Source organism: Mesorhizobium sp. P2_E7 (assembly GCF_056403855.1).
The window spans coordinates 2,424,608-2,441,184 of record NZ_JBFUER010000001.1 but is presented as its reverse complement, the minus strand read 5'-3'; the positions used below and the strand labels follow the sequence as shown (position 1 = coordinate 2,441,184).

At 59.7% G+C, this 16,577-nt stretch carries 19 protein-coding genes; 18 read left to right on the top strand and 1 reads right to left on the bottom strand.

Annotation, left to right across the window (positions count from 1 at the left end):
* Positions 1-16: 16 nt before the first annotated feature.
* From ehuA to AC1DYC_RS11910, 18 genes are all read left to right on the top strand, one after another.
* Entirely contained in the window at positions 17-802 is a 786-nt protein-coding gene (gene ehuA, locus AC1DYC_RS11995; RefSeq protein WP_477300715.1) for an ectoine/hydroxyectoine ABC transporter ATP-binding protein EhuA, read from the top strand.
* Positions 803-866: 64 nt separating this feature from the next.
* A complete protein-coding gene (gene ehuB / locus AC1DYC_RS11990; protein WP_477406516.1) occupies positions 867-1,718 on the top strand; it encodes an ectoine/hydroxyectoine ABC transporter substrate-binding protein EhuB in 852 nt (283 codons plus the stop codon).
* Positions 1,719-1,934: 216 nt separating this feature from the next.
* On the top strand, positions 1,935-2,594 hold the full coding sequence (ehuC, locus tag AC1DYC_RS11985; protein WP_477406514.1) for an ectoine/hydroxyectoine ABC transporter permease subunit EhuC: 660 nt from the start codon (positions 1,935-1,937) through the stop codon (positions 2,592-2,594).
* Positions 2,594-3,253 (top strand): ectoine/hydroxyectoine ABC transporter permease subunit EhuD, encoded by a 660-nt coding sequence (gene ehuD, locus AC1DYC_RS11980; RefSeq protein ID WP_477300721.1) that lies wholly within the window; start codon positions 2,594-2,596, stop codon positions 3,251-3,253. The genes ehuC and ehuD overlap by 1 nt, the downstream gene beginning before the upstream one ends.
* A gap of 8 nt (positions 3,254-3,261) precedes the next feature.
* The gene (gene eutA, locus AC1DYC_RS11975; protein WP_477406512.1) at positions 3,262-4,041 is read left to right on the top strand and encodes an ectoine utilization protein EutA; all 780 of its coding nucleotides are present in this window, start codon (positions 3,262-3,264) and stop codon (positions 4,039-4,041) included.
* Positions 4,042-4,046: 5 nt separating this feature from the next.
* Positions 4,047-5,033: a hydroxyectoine utilization dehydratase EutB gene (gene eutB, locus AC1DYC_RS11970; RefSeq protein WP_477406510.1), complete on the top strand. Its 987-nt coding sequence runs from the start codon at positions 4,047-4,049 to the stop codon at positions 5,031-5,033.
* On the top strand, positions 5,030-6,022 hold the full coding sequence (locus AC1DYC_RS11965) for a cyclodeaminase (RefSeq protein ID WP_477406508.1): 993 nt from the start codon (positions 5,030-5,032) through the stop codon (positions 6,020-6,022). Before eutB ends, AC1DYC_RS11965 begins: the two co-directional genes overlap by 4 nt.
* A gap of 38 nt (positions 6,023-6,060) precedes the next feature.
* On the top strand, positions 6,061-7,239 hold the full coding sequence (gene doeA, locus AC1DYC_RS11960) for an ectoine hydrolase DoeA (RefSeq protein ID WP_477406506.1): 1,179 nt from the start codon (positions 6,061-6,063) through the stop codon (positions 7,237-7,239).
* Between the two features lie 5 nt (positions 7,240-7,244).
* Positions 7,245-8,252, top strand: coding sequence for a N(2)-acetyl-L-2,4-diaminobutanoate deacetylase DoeB (gene doeB / locus AC1DYC_RS11955; protein WP_477406504.1), 1,008 nt, complete (start codon positions 7,245-7,247; stop codon positions 8,250-8,252).
* Positions 8,253-8,950: 698 nt separating this feature from the next.
* A complete protein-coding gene (locus AC1DYC_RS11950) occupies positions 8,951-9,568 on the top strand; it encodes a toxin-activating lysine-acyltransferase (RefSeq protein WP_477406502.1) in 618 nt (205 codons plus the stop codon).
* A gap of 56 nt (positions 9,569-9,624) precedes the next feature.
* Positions 9,625-10,254 carry a hypothetical protein gene (locus AC1DYC_RS11945; protein ID WP_477406500.1) on the top strand — a complete coding sequence of 210 codons (630 nt, stop codon included), beginning with the start codon at positions 9,625-9,627 and terminating at the stop codon, positions 10,252-10,254.
* A 17-nt stretch (positions 10,255-10,271) separates the two neighbouring features.
* Positions 10,272-10,448, top strand: coding sequence for an imm11 family protein (locus AC1DYC_RS11940; RefSeq protein ID WP_477406498.1), 177 nt, complete (start codon positions 10,272-10,274; stop codon positions 10,446-10,448).
* Positions 10,449-10,623: 175 nt separating this feature from the next.
* Complete coding sequence (locus tag AC1DYC_RS11935) at positions 10,624-11,757, top strand: hypothetical protein (protein WP_477406496.1); 1,134 nt, start codon at positions 10,624-10,626, stop codon at positions 11,755-11,757.
* Positions 11,754-11,969, top strand: coding sequence for a hypothetical protein (locus AC1DYC_RS11930; RefSeq protein ID WP_477406494.1), 216 nt, complete (start codon positions 11,754-11,756; stop codon positions 11,967-11,969). Before AC1DYC_RS11935 ends, AC1DYC_RS11930 begins: the two co-directional genes overlap by 4 nt.
* Before the next feature lie 136 nt (positions 11,970-12,105).
* Positions 12,106-12,750 carry a hypothetical protein gene (locus AC1DYC_RS11925; RefSeq protein ID WP_477406492.1) on the top strand — a complete coding sequence of 215 codons (645 nt, stop codon included), beginning with the start codon at positions 12,106-12,108 and terminating at the stop codon, positions 12,748-12,750.
* Between the two features lie 616 nt (positions 12,751-13,366).
* Entirely contained in the window at positions 13,367-13,999 is a 633-nt protein-coding gene (locus tag AC1DYC_RS11920) for an imm11 family protein (RefSeq protein ID WP_477406490.1), read from the top strand.
* A gap of 34 nt (positions 14,000-14,033) precedes the next feature.
* Positions 14,034-14,792 carry a hypothetical protein gene (locus tag AC1DYC_RS11915; protein ID WP_477406488.1) on the top strand — a complete coding sequence of 253 codons (759 nt, stop codon included), beginning with the start codon at positions 14,034-14,036 and terminating at the stop codon, positions 14,790-14,792.
* 20 nt (positions 14,793-14,812) lie between these two features.
* The gene (locus AC1DYC_RS11910; RefSeq protein ID WP_477406486.1) at positions 14,813-15,316 is read left to right on the top strand and encodes a hypothetical protein; all 504 of its coding nucleotides are present in this window, start codon (positions 14,813-14,815) and stop codon (positions 15,314-15,316) included.
* A gap of 569 nt (positions 15,317-15,885) precedes the next feature.
* On the opposite strand, the gene AC1DYC_RS11905 is transcribed toward AC1DYC_RS11910, so the two are convergent.
* Positions 15,886-16,539 carry a hypothetical protein gene (locus AC1DYC_RS11905; RefSeq protein WP_477406484.1) on the bottom strand — a complete coding sequence of 218 codons (654 nt, stop codon included), beginning with the start codon at positions 16,537-16,539 and terminating at the stop codon, positions 15,886-15,888.
* Positions 16,540-16,577: the final 38 nt, after the last annotated feature.

The following is a 16,577-nucleotide window of genomic DNA, read 5'->3' as shown; positions in this document are numbered from 1 at the left end:
AACAGGGGAAATTCATTTGTCCACACCCATCATCAAGGTCGACGCCATTTCGAAGAGCTTCGGCTCGTTCAAGGTGCTCGACGGCCTGTCGATGCAGGTCATGCCCGGCGAGAAGCTGGCGCTGATCGGCCCGTCCGGCTCGGGAAAGACGACAATCCTGCGCATCCTGATGACGCTGGAAAGGATCGATGGCGGCCATATCCAGATCGATGGCGAGCAGCTCTACCACATGGAGCGCAATGGCCAGCTGCTGCCCGCCGACGAGCGGCACCTGACCAAGATGCGCCAGAAGATCGGCATGGTCTTCCAGCTGTTCAACCTGTTCCCGCACAAATGCGTCATGGACAATGTCACCCTGGCGCCGATGCTGACCAAGGGCACGCCGCGCGCCGCTGCCGAAAAGCGGGCGATGGAACTGCTCGACATGGTCGGCATGGCCGACAAGGCGAAGTCGATGCCGGCGCAATTGTCCGGAGGCCAGAAGCAGCGTGTGGCGATTGCGCGCGCGCTGGCCCTGTCGCCGAAGATCATGCTCTTCGACGAGGTGACCTCGGCGCTCGATCCGGAGCTGGTCGAAGAGGTGCTCAACGTCATGCGCAAGCTTGCCGCCGAGACCGACATGACCATGCTGCTCGTCACCCATGAGATGGGCTTTGCCCACGACTTCGCCGACCGCGTGCTGTTTTTCGACCGCGGCAGGATCGTCGAAGAAGGCAAGCCCGACGAGATTTTCCGCCATCCCAAGCAGGAGCGCACGCAAGGCTTCCTGAAGAAGATCATCGCGGCCGGACATCGTGTCTGACCGCTTTGCGGGGCGGAAGACCGCCTCAGACAAAACCAAACAAGAAAACAAGGAGTTGGGAACAATGAAGAAACTTGGCATTCTGGCCGGCGTCTCCGGTCTCGCATTGACAGCGGTTCTGGCCGCGTCAAGCTCCGGTTTCGCCGATGACAGCAAGCTCGAGCAATTGAAGGCGCAGGGCTTTGCCCGCGTCGCCATCGCCAACGAGCCGCCCTACACGGCCGTCGCCGCCGACGGCAAGGTCTCGGGGGCGGCGCCCGACGTGGCCCGCGAGGTCTTCAAGCGTCTCGGCGTTGGCGACATCGTCGCGTCGATTTCGGAGTATGGCGCGATGATCCCCGGCCTGCAGGCCGGCCGCTTCGACGTCGTTACTGCCGGCCTGTTCATGAAACCGGAGCGCTGCGCGGCGGTCGTCTATTCGGAACCGGTGCTGTGCGACGCCGAGGCGATGTTGGTGAAGAAGGGCAATCCCAAGGGGTTCAAGAGCTACGAGGACGTCGCCAAGGACACGTCAGCCACGATCGGCGCGCCCGGCGGCGGCACCGAAGAGAAGCTGGCGCTCAACGCCGGCGTGCCACGCGAGCGCGTCATTGTCGTGCCGGACGGCCAGAGTGGCCTGAAGATGCTGCAGGATGGCCGCATCGACGCCTATTCGCTGCCGGTTCTTTCCATCAACGACCTGGTCAAGAAGGCCAATGATCCGAACCTCGAAGTCATTGCGCCAGTGCAGGGCGCGCCGGTCTATTGCGACGGCGCCGCCTTCAAGAAGGGCGACGAAGCGTTGCGCGATGCCTTCGACGTGGAACTCGCGAAGCTGAAGAAATCCGGAGAGTTCGCCAAGATCATCGAACCCTACGGCTTCTCGGCGGCAGCGGCGATGTCGACGACCCGCGACAAGCTCTGCGCCGCGAAGTGATTTTTCCTTCGCCCCGTTCAACGGGGAGAAGGTGTCACGAAGTGACGGATGAGGGGCAGCGCTTTCCCTTGAGAGGCTGGCTCCGCCCCTCATCTGCCTGCCGGCGTTCGTCGCTCGAAAAGCCAAGCAATTGGCTTTCGCCCGCTACGCGGACCGCTCCTCAACCCCCCGTAAACGGGGAGAAGGGACTCTGAAACCGCCAATGTTGGAACCTAGATGACCCAGTGGTCCGGCTATCTCGGCCTGATATTGCAGGGAGCGCTTGTCACCATCGAGCTGACGCTGATGGGGTCGGTGCTCGCGCTGGTCATGGCCTTCCTTGCCGGCATGGGGCGCCTGTCGCGCTTCTTTGCGCTGCGCTGGCTGGCAACCGTCTACATCGAATTCTTCCGCGGCACCTCGATCTTCGTGCAGCTGTTCTTTGCCTATTTCGTGTTGCCGTTGATCGGCCTCGAACTGACCCCGCTGCAGGCCGGCGTGCTGGCGCTGGGCCTCAATGTCGGCGCCTATGCGGCCGAAGTGGTGCGCGGCGCCATCCAGTCGGTCGGCCGTGAGCAATACGAAGCCTGCATCGCGCTCAATTTTGGCCGCTGGCAAGGCATGCGCCACGTCATCCTGCCGCAGGCGCTGCTGATCATGCTGCCGACCTTCGGCAACAACGCCATCGAACTGCTCAAGGCGACTTCCGTGGTGTCGCTGATCTCGCTCGCCGATCTCACTTTTCAGGCGCAGGTCGTGCGCTCGCAGACAGGCAACACGCTGGTGCCGTTCGCCACCATCCTCATCATCTATTTCATGCTGGCGCTGATCATCTCCTGGGGCGTGCGTTCTCTGGAACGCCGCATGGCGCGTGGCCTCGATGGGGTGCGCGTCTGATGGATTGGGATTGGAACTTCGTCTGGGAAATCATGCCGACGCTGATCCAGGGCGTGAAGATCACCATCCTGGCGACGCTGCTTGGCTCCGTGCTGGCCGCCATCGTCGGGCTGGGCATCGCATTGGCGCGCCGCTCCCCCAGCAAGGCGCTCTCGCGCAGCGTCGGCTGGGCGGCTGAATTCATCCGCGGCACGCCGCTCTTGGTGCAGCTCTATTTCATCTTTTACGTGCTGCCCGATTTCGGCATCCTTTTGCCGCCGCTGGTCGCCGGCGTCATCGGGCTTGGCCTGCACTACGGCACCTACACGGCCGAGGTCTACCGCGCCGGCATCGACAACGTGCCGCGCGGCCAGTGGGAAGCGGCCAAGGCATGCAATCTCAGCGCCACGCAGACCTGGACCAACATCATCATCCCGCAGGCTATCCCCCCGATGATCCCGGCGCTGGCCAACTATTTCATCGCCATGTTCAAGGAGACGCCGCTGCTGTCGGCGATCACCGTGCTGGAACTGATGAACCAGGCCAAGAGCGTCGCCAACACCTACTATCGCTACATCGAGCCGATCACGCTGGTCGGCGCCTTCTTCCTCGTCATCAGCCTCTTTTCGGTCGTGCTGCTGCGCTGGCTGGAACATCGCTACGGCAAGATCGAAAGGTAATCCTCAAGATGAAACCGCTGCCCGAAATCAGGCTGATGCCGACAAGGCCGGCACTCGACGCGCGCCCGCTGGAAAAGCGCGTCGGCCTGATCATCCTTGCCACCGACCACACGAGCGAGCCGGATTTCCGCCGCATGGTGGCGAGCGAGCGGCTCGGCGTCTATGTCGCGCGCATTCCCTACAAGAACCCGACCACGCCGGAAAACCTTCGCAAGATGCAGCCGGAGCTGGCGGCGGGCGCGGCGCTCATCCTGCCCGACGAGAGCCTCGACGCCATCTGCTATTCCTGCACCTCGGCCTCGGTGGTGATCGGCGATGCGGAGATCGAGGCGGCAATCCAGTCCGCCAAGCCGGGCGTTCCCGTCGTCACGCCGCCTATGGCAGGCGTGCGCGGGCTGAACGCGTTGGGCGCGAAAAAGATCAGCATCCTCACGCCTTACACGGTGGAAACCTCGAGGCCGATGGCCGCCTATTTTGCGGCGCGTGGCTTCGACATATTGAGCTTCACCTGCCTTGGCTTCGAAGACGACCGCGAGATGGCGCGCATCGCGCCGGCAGCGATTGTCGATCTCGCACGCGAGGCGACGCACGCTGAGGCCGATGCGCTGTTCGTCTCCTGCACGGCGTTGCGCGGCGCGCTGGCAGTCGCCGGCATGGAAGAGGCCATTGGCCGCCCGGTGGTGACCAGCAATCAGGCTAGCGCCTGGAATTGTTTGCGGCTGTGTGGCGATGAAACACCGCATCCGGAGTTCGGCCGTCTGATGACGCTGCCGCTGCCGGGCGATTGACGATCATGACAACAGTTAGCCTTAGCGATATTCGTGCCGCGCGTGAGCGCATTGCCGGCAGGATCGAGCGCACGCCAACAGTATTATCCCACAGCCTGTCCGAACGGCTGGGCGTCCCCGTCCATCTCAAGCTCGAACATCGCCAGATTACCGGCAGCTTCAAGCTGCGCGGCGCCTCGAATGCTGTCGCTATGCTGAGCGCTGAGGAGAGGGCGCACGGCGTGGTCGCGTCATCGACTGGCAATCATGGCCGTGCGCTTGCCCATGCCGCGAAGCTCGAAGGGATGCGCGCGGTGATCTGCATGTCTCGGCTGGTGCCGCAGAACAAGCTGGATGAGATCCGTCGGCTCGGTGCGGACGTCCGCATCGTCGGCAGAAGTCAGGATGAGGCGCAGCAGGAGGTCGAGCGGCTGGTGACGCAAGAAGGGCTGGTGATGCTGCCGCCCTTCGACCATCCCGACATTATCGCCGGGCAAGGCACACTCGGACTGGAGATGATCGAGCAGGTTCCGGATGCCGCTCTCGCTCTGGTCCAGCTCTCTGGCGGTGGGCTGGCCTCGGGCACCGCCGCAGCCATCAAAGGCGTCAGCCCTCGGACAAAAGTCATGGGCGTTTCGATGGCGCGAGGGGCGGCGATGAAGGCGAGCCTCGATGCCGGTCGCCCGATCGAGGTCGAGGAGCTGCCGACGCTGGCGGATTCGCTCGGCGGCGGCATCGGCCTCGACAACCGGCTGACCTTCGCCATGTGCCGCGACCTGCTCGACGACGTCATTCTGCTCAGCGAGGACGAGATCGCCGCCGGCATCCGCCATGCCTACGCGCAGGAACGCGAGATCGTCGAAGGCGCCGGTGCGGTCGGCATCGCCGCGCTGCTTTCCGGCAAGGTCAAGGTGAACGGGCCGGTGGTGGTTCTGCTGTCCGGACGAAACATCGACATGAACACGCATCGCAAGATCATCTGCGGTGACGCCATTGCGGAGCGCGCGGCATGAGCAGCATGACGATCCTCACCGAGAGAGAACTGCGTACCATCGTGACGCTCGATCTCGACGCCGTCGCCTGTGTCGAAAGCGCCTTCCGCGCGCTCGCCACCTTGCCGGTTGCGATGCCGCCGATCCTGCGGCTGGACATTCACGAGCATCGCGGCGAGGTCGATGTGAAGTCGGCCTATGTGCCCGGCATAGACGGTTTCGCCGTCAAGATAAGCTCCGGCTTTTTCGACAATCCGAAACTCGGCCTGCCGAGCGGCGGCGGCATGATGGTGCTGCTCTCGGCAAGAACCGGCGTGGTCGAGGCGCTGCTGCTCGACAATGGCTATCTCACCGACATCCGCACCGCTGCTGCAGGCGCTGTCGCGGCGAAGCACCTTTCGCGGCCGGACTCATCTGTTGCCGCGATCTTCGGTGCCGGCGTGCAGGCCGGGTTGCAGCTCGAAGCGCTCATGCTGGTGCGGCCAATCACCGAGGCACGCATCTGGGCGCGCGATCCCTTCAAGGCGGAGGCGACGGCAAACTCCCTGCGCGAAAAACTTGGCATCTCCGTGCGCGCCGAACCGGACGCGGCAAAGGCTGTTGCCGGCGCCGACATCATCGTCACCACCACGCCGTCGACTGAACCGCTGGTCAAGGCCGGCTTCGTTTCCGCTGGGCAGCACATCACCGCCATGGGATCTGACGCCGAGCACAAGAACGAGATCGCGCCGGCGATCCTGCGCATGGCCGACCTCTATGTCGCTGATAGCGCGAAGCAAACGCGGCGTCTCGGCGAACTCCATCACGCCATCGCGTCGGGCGTGATGGGAGCCGACGCCGAGGTGACCGAACTCGGCCAGATTATCGCCGGCGACAAACACGGCCGGCGCTCGGCCAGCGAAATCACCATCGCCGATTTGACCGGCACCGGCGTGCAGGACACGGCGATCGCGACGCTCGCCCGCGACCGGGCGCAAGCGGCCAATGCCGGAACCATCTTCGAAAGCTGATACCGGCCGCGAGGCCCAACAAACGAGGACCAAGAACAATGCAACCGAACCTGAAATTCTCGCGGGCCGAATTTGCGGATCGCCTCGCCAAGACGCGGAAGGCCATGGAGGTAAAGGGCGTCGATCTGCTGGTTATCAGCGATCCGTCGAACATGGCTTGGCTGACCGGCTATGACGGCTGGTCGTTCTACGTGCATCAGGCGGTCATCGTGCCGCCATCGGGCGAGCCGGTCTGGTATGGCCGCGGCCAGGATGCCAATGGCGCCAAGCGCACCGCCTATCTCGCGCATGACAACATCGTTGGCTATGCCGACCACTACGTGCAGTCGACCGAGCGCCACCCGATGGATTTTCTGGCCAGCGTGCTCAGTGATCGCGGCTGGGGCAAGCTCACCATTGGCGTCGAGATGGACAATTACTGGTTCTCGGCCGCCGCCTTCGCTTCGCTGCAGAAACACCTTCCCAATGCCCGCTTTGTCGATGCCACAGCTTTGGTCAACTGGCAGCGCGCGGTGAAGAGCGCGACCGAGATCGATTATATGCGCAAGGCGGCCCGCATCGTCGAAGCCATGCACCAGCGCATTGTCGACAAGATCGAGGTCGGCATGCGCAAATGCGACCTTGTCGCCGAGATCTATGATGCCGGCACGCGCGGCGTCGATGGGATCGGCGGCGACTATCCGGCAATCGTGCCGCTGTTGCCGTCGGGCGCCGACGCTTCGGCACCGCATCTGACCTGGGACGACAAGCCGATGAAGTCCGGCGAAGGCACTTTCTTCGAGATCGCCGGCTGCTACAACCGCTATCACTGCCCGCTGTCGCGCACCGTCTTTCTGGGCAAGCCGACGCAAGCTTTCCTCGATGCCGAGAAGGCGACGCTGGAAGGCATGGAGGCGGGGCTTGCAGCGGCCAAGCCCGGCAACGCCTGCGAGGACATCGCCAACGCCTTCTTCGCCGTCTTGAAGAAGTATGGCATCGTCAAGGACAACCGCACCGGCTACTCGATCGGTCTTTCCTATCCGCCGGACTGGGGCGAACGCACGATGAGCCTGCGCCCCGGCGACCGCACCGAACTGAAGCCCGGCATGACCTTCCATTTCATGACCGGCTTGTGGCTGGATACTATGGGGCTGGAGATCACCGAATCCATCCTGATCACCGAAACCGGTGTAGAGTGCCTGGCCAATGTGCCGCGCAAGCTGGTGGTGAAGAATTGAAAACGATGTCCAGTCTCCGCCCATCCCCAATCGCGCCGACCGTCGATTTCGACAGGGATGGCGTGCAGCATGGTTTCCTGCGCCTGCCCTACAGCCGCGACGACTCGGCCTGGGGTTCGGTGATGATCCCGATCTGCGTCATCCGCAACGGCAAGGGACCGACAGCGCTGCTCTCGGGCGGCAATCATGGCGATGAGTATGAAGGTCCGCTGGCGCTCTACGATCTCGCCCGCACGCTCGATCCCCGCCAGGTCAGCGGCACGGTGATCATCGTACCGGCGATGAACTATCCGGCCTTTCGCGCCGGCACGCGGACGTCGCCGATCGACAAGGGCAACATGAACCGCAGCTTTCCCGGCCGGCCCGACGGCACGGTGACGGAAAAGATCGCCGACTATTTCCAGCGGAAATTGCTGCCGCGCGCCGACCTCGTCTTCGACTTCCACTCCGGCGGCAAAACGCTGGACTTCGTGCCTTTCTGCGCCGCGCACACCGTGCCCGACAAGGCACAGGAGCAGAAAGCCTTTGATGCGGTCGCGGCGTTCTCCGCACCGTTCTCGATGCGCATGATCGAGATCGACTCCGTCGGCATGTACGACACGGCGGCGGAGGAGATGGGCAAGGTCTTCGTCAGCACCGAGCTTGGCGGCGGCGGCACCTCGCGTGCGCAAACGGTGCGGATCGCGCGGCGCGGCATAAGCAATGTGCTGCGCCATGCCGGCATTGTTGAGGGTGCGGTCGAGACAGGCACGACCCAATGGCTGGACATGCCGTCGGGCGATTGCTTCTCCTTCGCCGAGGATGACGGGATGATCGAAACCATGGTCGATCTCGGCGAGCCTGTCGAGCAGGGCGCGGTACTGGCGCGCATCCACTCCACCGGCCGCACCGGCATCGCTCCGCAGGAAATCCGGGCAAAGATGTCCGGCATGCTGGCCGCGCGGCATTTTCCCGGCTTGGTCAAAGCCGGCGACTGCGCAGCGGTGGTGGCTGTGCTGGTCGACTATGCCTGACGAACTCGCTACGAAAGATATGACAACTTGACCTGGCAGCCAGCCGGTCGCTGATCTGTTGGCCCTTTCGAAAGTGGTCGCGGAACCATGCGGAATGGTACGGGGAGGTTTCTGATTTCGGCCCACGAAAAAGCCAATGAAATCAACGATGTTAATAACCCTCCGGGCCTGAAGGCGCGTCCTCGTGGCTGCGGAGTAGCAGCGAACGCCAGCCGGCATCCCAGCTGCAGGACTGCTTGGTTGCTCTCAAATGTTTGTATGCTTCCAGACTGGGAATCATGCCGAGCCCTTGAGGTCGACCCTTGAAAGGAACCTGCGATCAGGTCCACGTTTCTCACTAATGAAATGCGTGATCGCCGATAAGCTCGGTCTTCAAGGCGGATTTTGGGGCTTCGTCGGGGAGATGAACGACATCTCGCCAATTTCGGCTACGCGGTCGTCGGCATCTTGGTTGCCAGTTGGCTCGTTTCGACGATTGTCTACCGGGCCAAGGGCTACGCGCAGAGTGCGGCTGGGAAAAGTCCTTACTGAAAAGCGGTGTGCGCGTCTTTCGCGCGCCATCGAACGGCAAGAAAGCGTCATCGGGCGATGAAAAGGGACAGGCAGCCCATTCGGCTGTGCTGCATAAGCGGTTGTATTTCGATAAAATCTCCGTAACGTGCGCCGCAGTCACAGTCTAATGGCGAGGTATTCTGGACATGGCGAAGAAACTTCCAGGCGAGGGCAAAGAAGCCGCGACGCCGCAGCAAACAAAGCCGGCAAATGGCCATGGCGGGACGACTCCGGAAAGCCAGCCGGCCATCGATCCGGCTGTACTGGAAAAGATCAAGGGCATTCGCGCCCGCGTCCACGAAACTTTCGGCAAGGTGGCGCTGGCGATGATGGCCGTGCCGCGCTACCGCCATCTGTCGATCGCCGACCTGCAGCAGCTTGTGCTCGAGCCGCTGATCCGCGACCGCATCGCCATCGCGCAGCCGGCCAAGGAGGATGGGCCGCAGCTGGAGGCGCTGGCCGGCATCGCCATCTGGGCCAGTGTGTCGGACGAGGTCGACGCCAAGATCCGCGAGCAGATCAAGGCCGGCATCTTCCCGGTTCGCCTCAAGCCCGAGGAATGGACGAGCGGCGACATCAACTGGCTGATCGACGTGATCGCGCCGACCCCCAAACTCGCCACCGCCGTGATCGCCAATTTCAAGCAGGTGATCAAGCAGGGCGACCTGCGCATCCACCCGCTGGTGACCCGGTTGGTCGACCCGGAGGCGCTGAAGAAGATGGGTGCTGCGCCGATGCCAGCCAAGCAGGCCGCCGACGCCTGATAATGGCGGACGCCGTCACTGGACGGGCTAGCTGAGTTGAGCAGTCTGTCGATGGGATGTCGTCAGTCATCGCACCTCTGGGCGCCCACCCAGGCGGGCTGGCCCGCCTGCCCGAGGCGGATCACCGAACGCGGGAGGTCGGGGGTGGCCGCGCCGCCTGGCGCGACAAGCGCTTTTCGGTGCCGCCGTTCCATTCGGACGCCTTTTGTGGTGAGGGCGCAAGCTATGATCGGCATGCTTGGCAAGAGAGTGCTGTGATGGTTTGGCAGGTCAGACCAGACAGCAACGCTCAAAATACACCGGAGCTCCACGCCACGGAAGAAGATCCGCAATTCAATGAGATGAGAGGCGGAAAGATTCTGGGAGCCTTCTCACTGGCCGTGATTGGAGATTTCCACGAAGGGCGCGAGCTTCTCCATCCCGAATGGGTACCGGAGATATTTTATCTGAGGGAGGTTCCAAAGAAGTTCTCGCCAATCATATCGATTAGGGGTCTGTTCGCGGTTCAACGGGAAGTTATCGAACTCATCGAGGAATTCGAGCCTCGCGTTCATCAGTTTGTCCCGATCAGGATTGCGAGAACCGGGACAAAGCAAGCGCTACCTGTTCGGTATTCTCTCGTTAATATCGGCCAGATGTTGCACTCGGTGGTACTCGACGAGAAGGTGCTCAGGTCGAGTATATAGGCGACAGAGTCTTTTGGATGCAGCGTCGCGGAGACGTTCCTTATCTGTTCAAGAGAGAAATTGTGCTTGGAAAGCACCTCTGGCGAGATACGGGCGCGAAAAGCCTCGTCTTCGCTTCAGACGCTTTCGTCCAGGCAGTGGAAGACAGGAATATCAGGGGGCTGTTGAAGGTTGGCTACCATCAGGAAATGTGAGCCGAGGTCAACCGATCGCTCACCGTGCGGCGTCGGAGCAAGGCGCTGAGATCCGGAGATCATTGCATGGCCTATGAGTTCACCACCAATGTTGGCCCCAAGATCACGGCACAGAAGACGGGGCCGGTTACCGCGCTAGCGGTCGATACGCCTTCACGCCCTTTCCGGTCAAGCCATGACAGACGCGCTCGACTTCGGCTGGTGGCGCTTTTCGCCGACGCCCGAAGGCGGACGGATGGATCATATCCATACGGGCGAGGCGTTCGTGGCGGGTTCCCTGCTCTCGCCGCAACATGCCGAACTTGCCGATAAAGCTCATCCAACGCATCCCGCGCTGGTTTGGCGGCATTTTCATTACCGGCATCCAGACCTCGAAATGCAGTTGGCTATCGGCTTCGCCGGCGACGCAAGCGCGGTCATTCTCGACTACAATCTGTCGCTGTCTGGAGTCGACGGTCAGGCGCCGGCCTACGGCACCTGGGCGCGCGTCGACGACGCCGCGCTGGAGGCATTTCGCATCTGGCCGAACTGGCGCACCGCCACCGACGATGCCGCCATGCTGCGAACGTTCGGCGGCTGGTTCAACGGCGCCTGGGCCGCCGGCCTGCGCCGCGAGGGTCCGATCTTCCCGCACGACCTTTATGCCGCAATGCGCAAGCGGCAGTTCCGTTCTCCCGAACCGTCGCCGGACATGCTGCAGCCGCTCGACGCGCATCGGTACCGCTGGGAGAAGGTCTCAGATCGGCCTGGATTGTTTTCTCCGCCGAACGCCCGGTTCGGGGGACTGCGGTGGCCGCTGCCGCAGGCCGGTGAATCCAACGAATTGGTGATTGGTTTGGGTAGAGGGCCGGATCTACTAGGCTGCAGCTTCGCCACTCGCGAAAACGCCGACCGACTGGATGTCATCGCTTGGAATTTTGGCCGTCAAGTCGAGGACATTCGCAGCACCAGATTATGGCTTGTCCGGGATACGGATTACTATTCGCCACCCGCCGTTCTCGAGCGTCAGGAACTCCCCAAGGCGATCCGCGATGGAGTGCGCGCCGCCGAGCCGGCCGCTTTCCGGGCGATCTGGCGGGCATTCGAATCCGGTTGCCTCGTGGCGCCCCTGACCGATGACCGCCTCGTCCCTCAGGATGTTCCCGCAGCTCACTTGCCGCGGCGCTTCATTTTGAAAGACAGCCAGTGGATCGGCGACTGGATGCCGATGAGCATCGCTTTCGACCCGGTCCTGCGCCCTTACTTCCGCTCTATCCCCTTCCATGAGTCCTTCATTGACCCGTCAATCGCGACATGGGTGGTCCAATGACCGTACAAAACGACATCGGCCTCTTGATCGACGGATATGACCGTACTGGCGGGCAATACGTCGTGAACCGCGGGCAGGTCGGCGAACACAATATCTGGATCGACCCGCGCATGAATTCTTTCAAGCGTCCTTTCATTTCAGAAGTGTTCAAGCAGGCTATGGCCGATGCCGGTGCCAGCGGTATCGGCTATCATGAACTGCCAACGGCGTAGTCGCTCAGGCATCGTCGCTTTGGGCGGCGTCCGAGACGGCCAATCGGTCGGCTGCGGCGGTAAAGTCGGTCAGTGAAAGTGCTCTTGGATGGTGCAGCCTTACATGAAAACAGTCCGGCGCGGAGCAGAAGTAGGCATGACCGACCGAAGCGCCGAATGCGTCTGGTGCGTTCGGGGCGGCGATATAACTAACGTCAGAGGCTGGCGCTCGTTCGAGGCTGATGAGGCCGACAATGAACCGGAACATATTTTGGATGCTGTCAGATTAATAAACGCTGGGGGCGTTGTTGAACCCAAACGATTTCCGGCTGATCTTAAGCCCATGAAGTATGACAATGCGCATCGCCAACGCATCCCGCAAATGTTTAGCTCCGGGTATTTATTCGTTACGCAGCCGAGCGCAGACATCTTGCGGCTGTTCGATTTGGGTAACGGCTGTTTAGTGCCTGTGAGGCTTTGGCATCCTGATCGCACTACGCAAGTGCAGGGCGAGTTCTTTTACCTTAACCAGGGCAATCGGAAGGATGCCTTCCTGCCAGAGATGTCGCCGCAAGCTTACAAGCCTTATAAATCTCGCGAGGTATGGCGACTTCCCCCTAATCCGGTTAATGATCAGTTTACATTTTCGACTGCCGCCTTGGGCGGGCCAGACATGTGGTGGGACGAGAGAATTCTTCGAGTTTTTTTTATCTCCGACAGGCTTGCGCAAGCACTGAGGGCCGCAAAGGTAGCTCGCGACTGGAAATTGCTACGCTGCCCGGTGGTCAAGGACTTGAAGTAAGATAAGAGTGGCTGGTCCATCCAGTGAGGGCGGCGGCCGGCGCCTGATGCTCTCAGCGTTGCAGCTTTGAGGCTCCAATCGGCGGGCTGGCCGGCTCACCAGTTCAGTAGCGCATTCTAATATACATATTAGAATATTCTACCCAGATATGAAGCATCGACGGCATGGCGCTGCCGCTGTCATCTTCCTGTTGTAGAATTGCTCAAAAAAAATGGTCCTGGAGCAACTATTGCCCTTCCCAACCATCGATAGTTTTGCTTCATTGCCAAGTAAGAAGAAGCGCTGGCAAAGGCGCCGGAGGCGGATCATCCAACATGAGGGGTCGGGCATGGCCGGGGGGCTTGTCCACGAAAGCCGTTGGCGGTCACTGACGCTCGCAAGGGTCGCGGCAAGGCGCGCTTTTGACAGGCGGCTGGATCATGCTGTGCCGGGCTCGATACCCGGGGAACGAATCGGTGCGAATTTGACGCTTTCAAAGCGCCGTCTCCTCGCGGCCGGCATATCAGTCGGGCTAAGCTGCACGGCAGCGCTTGGCCCGGCATCATCATCCTGTGCGGCAGGCAGGGCAGAAGCGCAACCGCAGCGCCCGCAAGGGATGGTTCAAAAGGAAAGAAGAATGGCAGTCTACACGATCTTCGACGATACCGGAGAAGAGTACGAATCTGGTTTCGGTTTGCTCGACGGTGACATGAAGAAGGTGCTGCCGGTCGGCTTCCAGTTCCATCCGGTTACGAATGGGGCAAGATTGCCGGATGGGACCAGAGTCAAAAAGAACGAATTCTACCAAGGTGTTCGCGTCGATCTGGCGCACCTGCCAACCAAAGTGCTGGTCAAGGGCAAGAAGCGTGAACTCACCGATCTTCAGAGAACCAACAACATCTTCATGGTCAGCGATAATTTACGCCGAGTGGTGGACCAACTGGAGCCGGATGTTCATCAGTTCAAGCCCGTCGAGCTTGTATGGGAGGACGGCAGCCATGCTGGTTCTTTTTTCTGGTTCTACCCTGGCAATAGCATTGACAGTATAGACCGAGAAAAAACGACGCATGCGTTCGACGAGTCGGCTGGGCTTTGGGTAAGTAAGCCTGGTGGTCAGTATGTTGTCAATCTCGCGAAATTATCTGGGAATAATATATGGATCGACCCGCGAACTCATTTTGGCTCTGTCTTCGTTTCAGAGAGCTTTAAACAGGCTATGGCCGATGCCGGTGTAAAGGGTATTGGCTACAACAACTTTCCAACTGTGTAGTAACCGTTAAACATCGGCAAGCGGGGGCATTGCAATGGCTTTCGAGAACATCGAGCGTCCTGACGACTTTCTCGGTGTGCGACCGTTTACTCGTTCCAACGGTGAGGCCCGCAATCCTTTTGATGCCGCCCATGGCTTTGGCGACTCGCTTTGGACCCGTGAGATGGGAAGCTACCAGAGCGCACTGGATCCCAGCGGGCGTTTCGGCTTCAACGCCGATGCGCGCTACAACGGAGCGCTGGTGGCAAAGCGCAAGATTGACGCAGCCGTCCTCGGGACGACGGCGCACGGCAATCATAGCAAGTCGGTGGACGAGATTCATTGGAGTAGCGACCCCGACAATAGGCCGAGCTTTGCTCAATCGATTTTGGAAGAATTCAACGTCAAGGCCGAGCGCGCCGCGAACCAACTTGAAAACAACCTGATAAGCCAAGCCGAGTACGATCGGCTGACTAATGAAGCCCGGATCGAAGGGATCAAGGAACACATCGCCTTCACCAAGACGATGGAGGCGGGCTATTTGCGCCAGGATAGTGGTGGGTTGCACGACGCCACGCTGCAGGCGCATGAAGTCGTCCGCGGCACCCATTTCTTATCGTCCGTTGGTGCGATCAAGGGGCGCTGTTATTCGAACCGTATCCTGAGCAAATCAGACGATCGTGACCGGACAGCTTGTGACTGGAAGTTATTGCGCTGCCCGATTTTGAAAGAGCATGCTGGCTGGCTTGACCGTCGACCGACTGGCCGCTCGATACAGTCATTCCTAAAGTCAGGATGCAAGATATGCGCTTGAGAATGCCAAAGGTCACTAGCGTGACGAGCAAGGATGGGAGAGCCACCCTTCAATACAAGGGCATAACGATACATCCGGATGTTGGCGGGGCGACCTACCTTCTGGAAGTAGAGTGGCCTGGAAGTAAGACAGGAAAAATGACTATTGAAGCGATAGTGGTCGCGGCGAACTCGAAACGGATCAGTCGTGCCGCCTACGAGGCTGGTCTGGACTATGACAATATGACTTTGCCAGAGCAAGGAAAATTTGATGAAAGGTTCTTTCAAGAGCATGGGAGATACGGGAGCGTAAAGAATTTCTATGGTGACTTTATAAAAGCGATGAAACCATCAGAGATAGAGTTTACTAGAGAAATATTTATTAATCTATACTTTATAATGAATTCTTCCTATAAATTTAACGATAAAGATATATTAGAAGAAGATTTAATTAACTTTTACCCCGATACTATTGAGTTCAATCCGATTTCGTTGCCTCGTAAGTATTGGAAATTATATCATTCACCAAGTGGAGCGGGCCGATGACAAGTATCGTCGACTACCCCAATCCACTTGTTCAGATATTTGCCGACAAATTTGGACTTACTGTCACATTCGATGCGAATGGGGTTCCCGCCTTTGCCGGCGGCAAGGTGACGCTGGGCCAGCTGCAGCAATTTGTACAAGATGCGATTGATGGCAAGGTAGGGTCGAATAATCTTGATCGCTTACTGGCGGATGGAAGTACGAGCCATGCCACGATAAAGGTCTTCTACGACGGCGCCACGGGAGGCGATGGACGATTAACAGGAGGTGTATTTAATAGCGTTTTGGCCAATGACTTGGTGGAGCGCGTCGGTGATGAAGCAGTATCCATCGATAGAACGAAACTTGGGCAGTTTATATTTCGATCTAATATTGCAAGCGTTGTTGATGGTGGTTTGGATTTTGAGGCCTCAAATAAACTAAATGGGAAAGTTTCTCTTGCATATGCGACCCAAAACCCTGCTGAACATAATGTAATTTATGCGCCAGATAAATCCAGCGGTGACCTTAGCAGGGACTCTATTGTCCGAGACATCGAAATTCCCGCCGCAATTAAAAATGCCTCGGATTCAGCTACTTTTAACGGGGTGACCAAGGCAGAACTTTTTGCCGATCACATTCCGGGAGAGGACATCACTAACAGTAAAAGAGATGTTTTTCGTATCTTTGATGCCTACCAGGACGCAAATCGTGTGGGGCACCCCGACCTTTTCCTGTCCAGCGAGACTGACCCGGCTAATAACAGCAGGACGTTCAAAGGAGCTATGGACGTCGATTCTCGCTGGGTAAGGGAAATCGTCGGTGCTAACGTCTCGTTGGAACCCATCGATTCCAGTCTGCCGCTGAAAGGGCACGTCACCCGCGCATATGCCGCCGAGCAACAGGCGCGTTGGAAGTCTGCTTTTGATTTGCCAGACAATCCTAGCGCACTCAGGAGTTTGCTTGAGGGGACAAGCGAAGCGCTTGAGAAGTCTGTTAAGATTCTTGGGGAGGCGCTTTCTGAGCTGGGTGACGCTGCCGCCTCCGCCAAAGGCGGCGCGGTAGCTGCCTGGCACCAGGTGCTTGAGGCTGCATCGAAGCTCACAGAAGGCGCCGAGCAGGCTGGTGAGACCGCCGTTAGAAATATAGCGCGCTGGCAAAAATCGTTTCTGGATGCGGTTCCCGACGTTTTTGATGGACTTCCCGAATCTCTTGTCAAAGTTGGAAAGGGTGCGCTGTCCCACTATCAGCAAGCATGGGATGACACGCTCGGGCTATTCAA

What these genes read in the sequence shown, in the direction of transcription:
- ehuB (WP_477406516.1), top strand. Translation starts at nt 867, where the DNA reads ATGAAGAAACTTGGCATTCTGGCCGGCGTCTCCGGTCTCGCATTGACA.
- ehuC (WP_477406514.1), top strand. Translation starts at nt 1,935, where the DNA reads ATGACCCAGTGGTCCGGCTATCTCGGCCTGATATTGCAGGGAGCGCTT.
- ehuD (WP_477300721.1), top strand. Translation starts at nt 2,594, where the DNA reads ATGGATTGGGATTGGAACTTCGTCTGGGAAATCATGCCGACGCTGATC.
- eutA (WP_477406512.1), top strand. Translation starts at nt 3,262, where the DNA reads ATGAAACCGCTGCCCGAAATCAGGCTGATGCCGACAAGGCCGGCACTC.
- eutB (WP_477406510.1), top strand. Translation starts at nt 4,047, where the DNA reads ATGACAACAGTTAGCCTTAGCGATATTCGTGCCGCGCGTGAGCGCATT.
- AC1DYC_RS11965 (WP_477406508.1), top strand. Translation starts at nt 5,030, where the DNA reads ATGAGCAGCATGACGATCCTCACCGAGAGAGAACTGCGTACCATCGTG.
- doeA (WP_477406506.1), top strand. Translation starts at nt 6,061, where the DNA reads ATGCAACCGAACCTGAAATTCTCGCGGGCCGAATTTGCGGATCGCCTC.
- doeB (WP_477406504.1), top strand. Translation starts at nt 7,245, where the DNA reads ATGTCCAGTCTCCGCCCATCCCCAATCGCGCCGACCGTCGATTTCGAC.
- AC1DYC_RS11950 (WP_477406502.1), top strand. Translation starts at nt 8,951, where the DNA reads ATGGCGAAGAAACTTCCAGGCGAGGGCAAAGAAGCCGCGACGCCGCAG.
- AC1DYC_RS11945 (WP_477406500.1), top strand. Translation starts at nt 9,625, where the DNA reads ATGTCGTCAGTCATCGCACCTCTGGGCGCCCACCCAGGCGGGCTGGCC.
- AC1DYC_RS11940 (WP_477406498.1), top strand. Translation starts at nt 10,272, where the DNA reads ATGCAGCGTCGCGGAGACGTTCCTTATCTGTTCAAGAGAGAAATTGTG.
- AC1DYC_RS11935 (WP_477406496.1), top strand. Translation starts at nt 10,624, where the DNA reads ATGACAGACGCGCTCGACTTCGGCTGGTGGCGCTTTTCGCCGACGCCC.
- AC1DYC_RS11930 (WP_477406494.1), top strand. Translation starts at nt 11,754, where the DNA reads ATGACCGTACAAAACGACATCGGCCTCTTGATCGACGGATATGACCGT.
- AC1DYC_RS11925 (WP_477406492.1), top strand. Translation starts at nt 12,106, where the DNA reads ATGACCGACCGAAGCGCCGAATGCGTCTGGTGCGTTCGGGGCGGCGAT.
- AC1DYC_RS11920 (WP_477406490.1), top strand. Translation starts at nt 13,367, where the DNA reads ATGGCAGTCTACACGATCTTCGACGATACCGGAGAAGAGTACGAATCT.
- AC1DYC_RS11915 (WP_477406488.1), top strand. Translation starts at nt 14,034, where the DNA reads ATGGCTTTCGAGAACATCGAGCGTCCTGACGACTTTCTCGGTGTGCGA.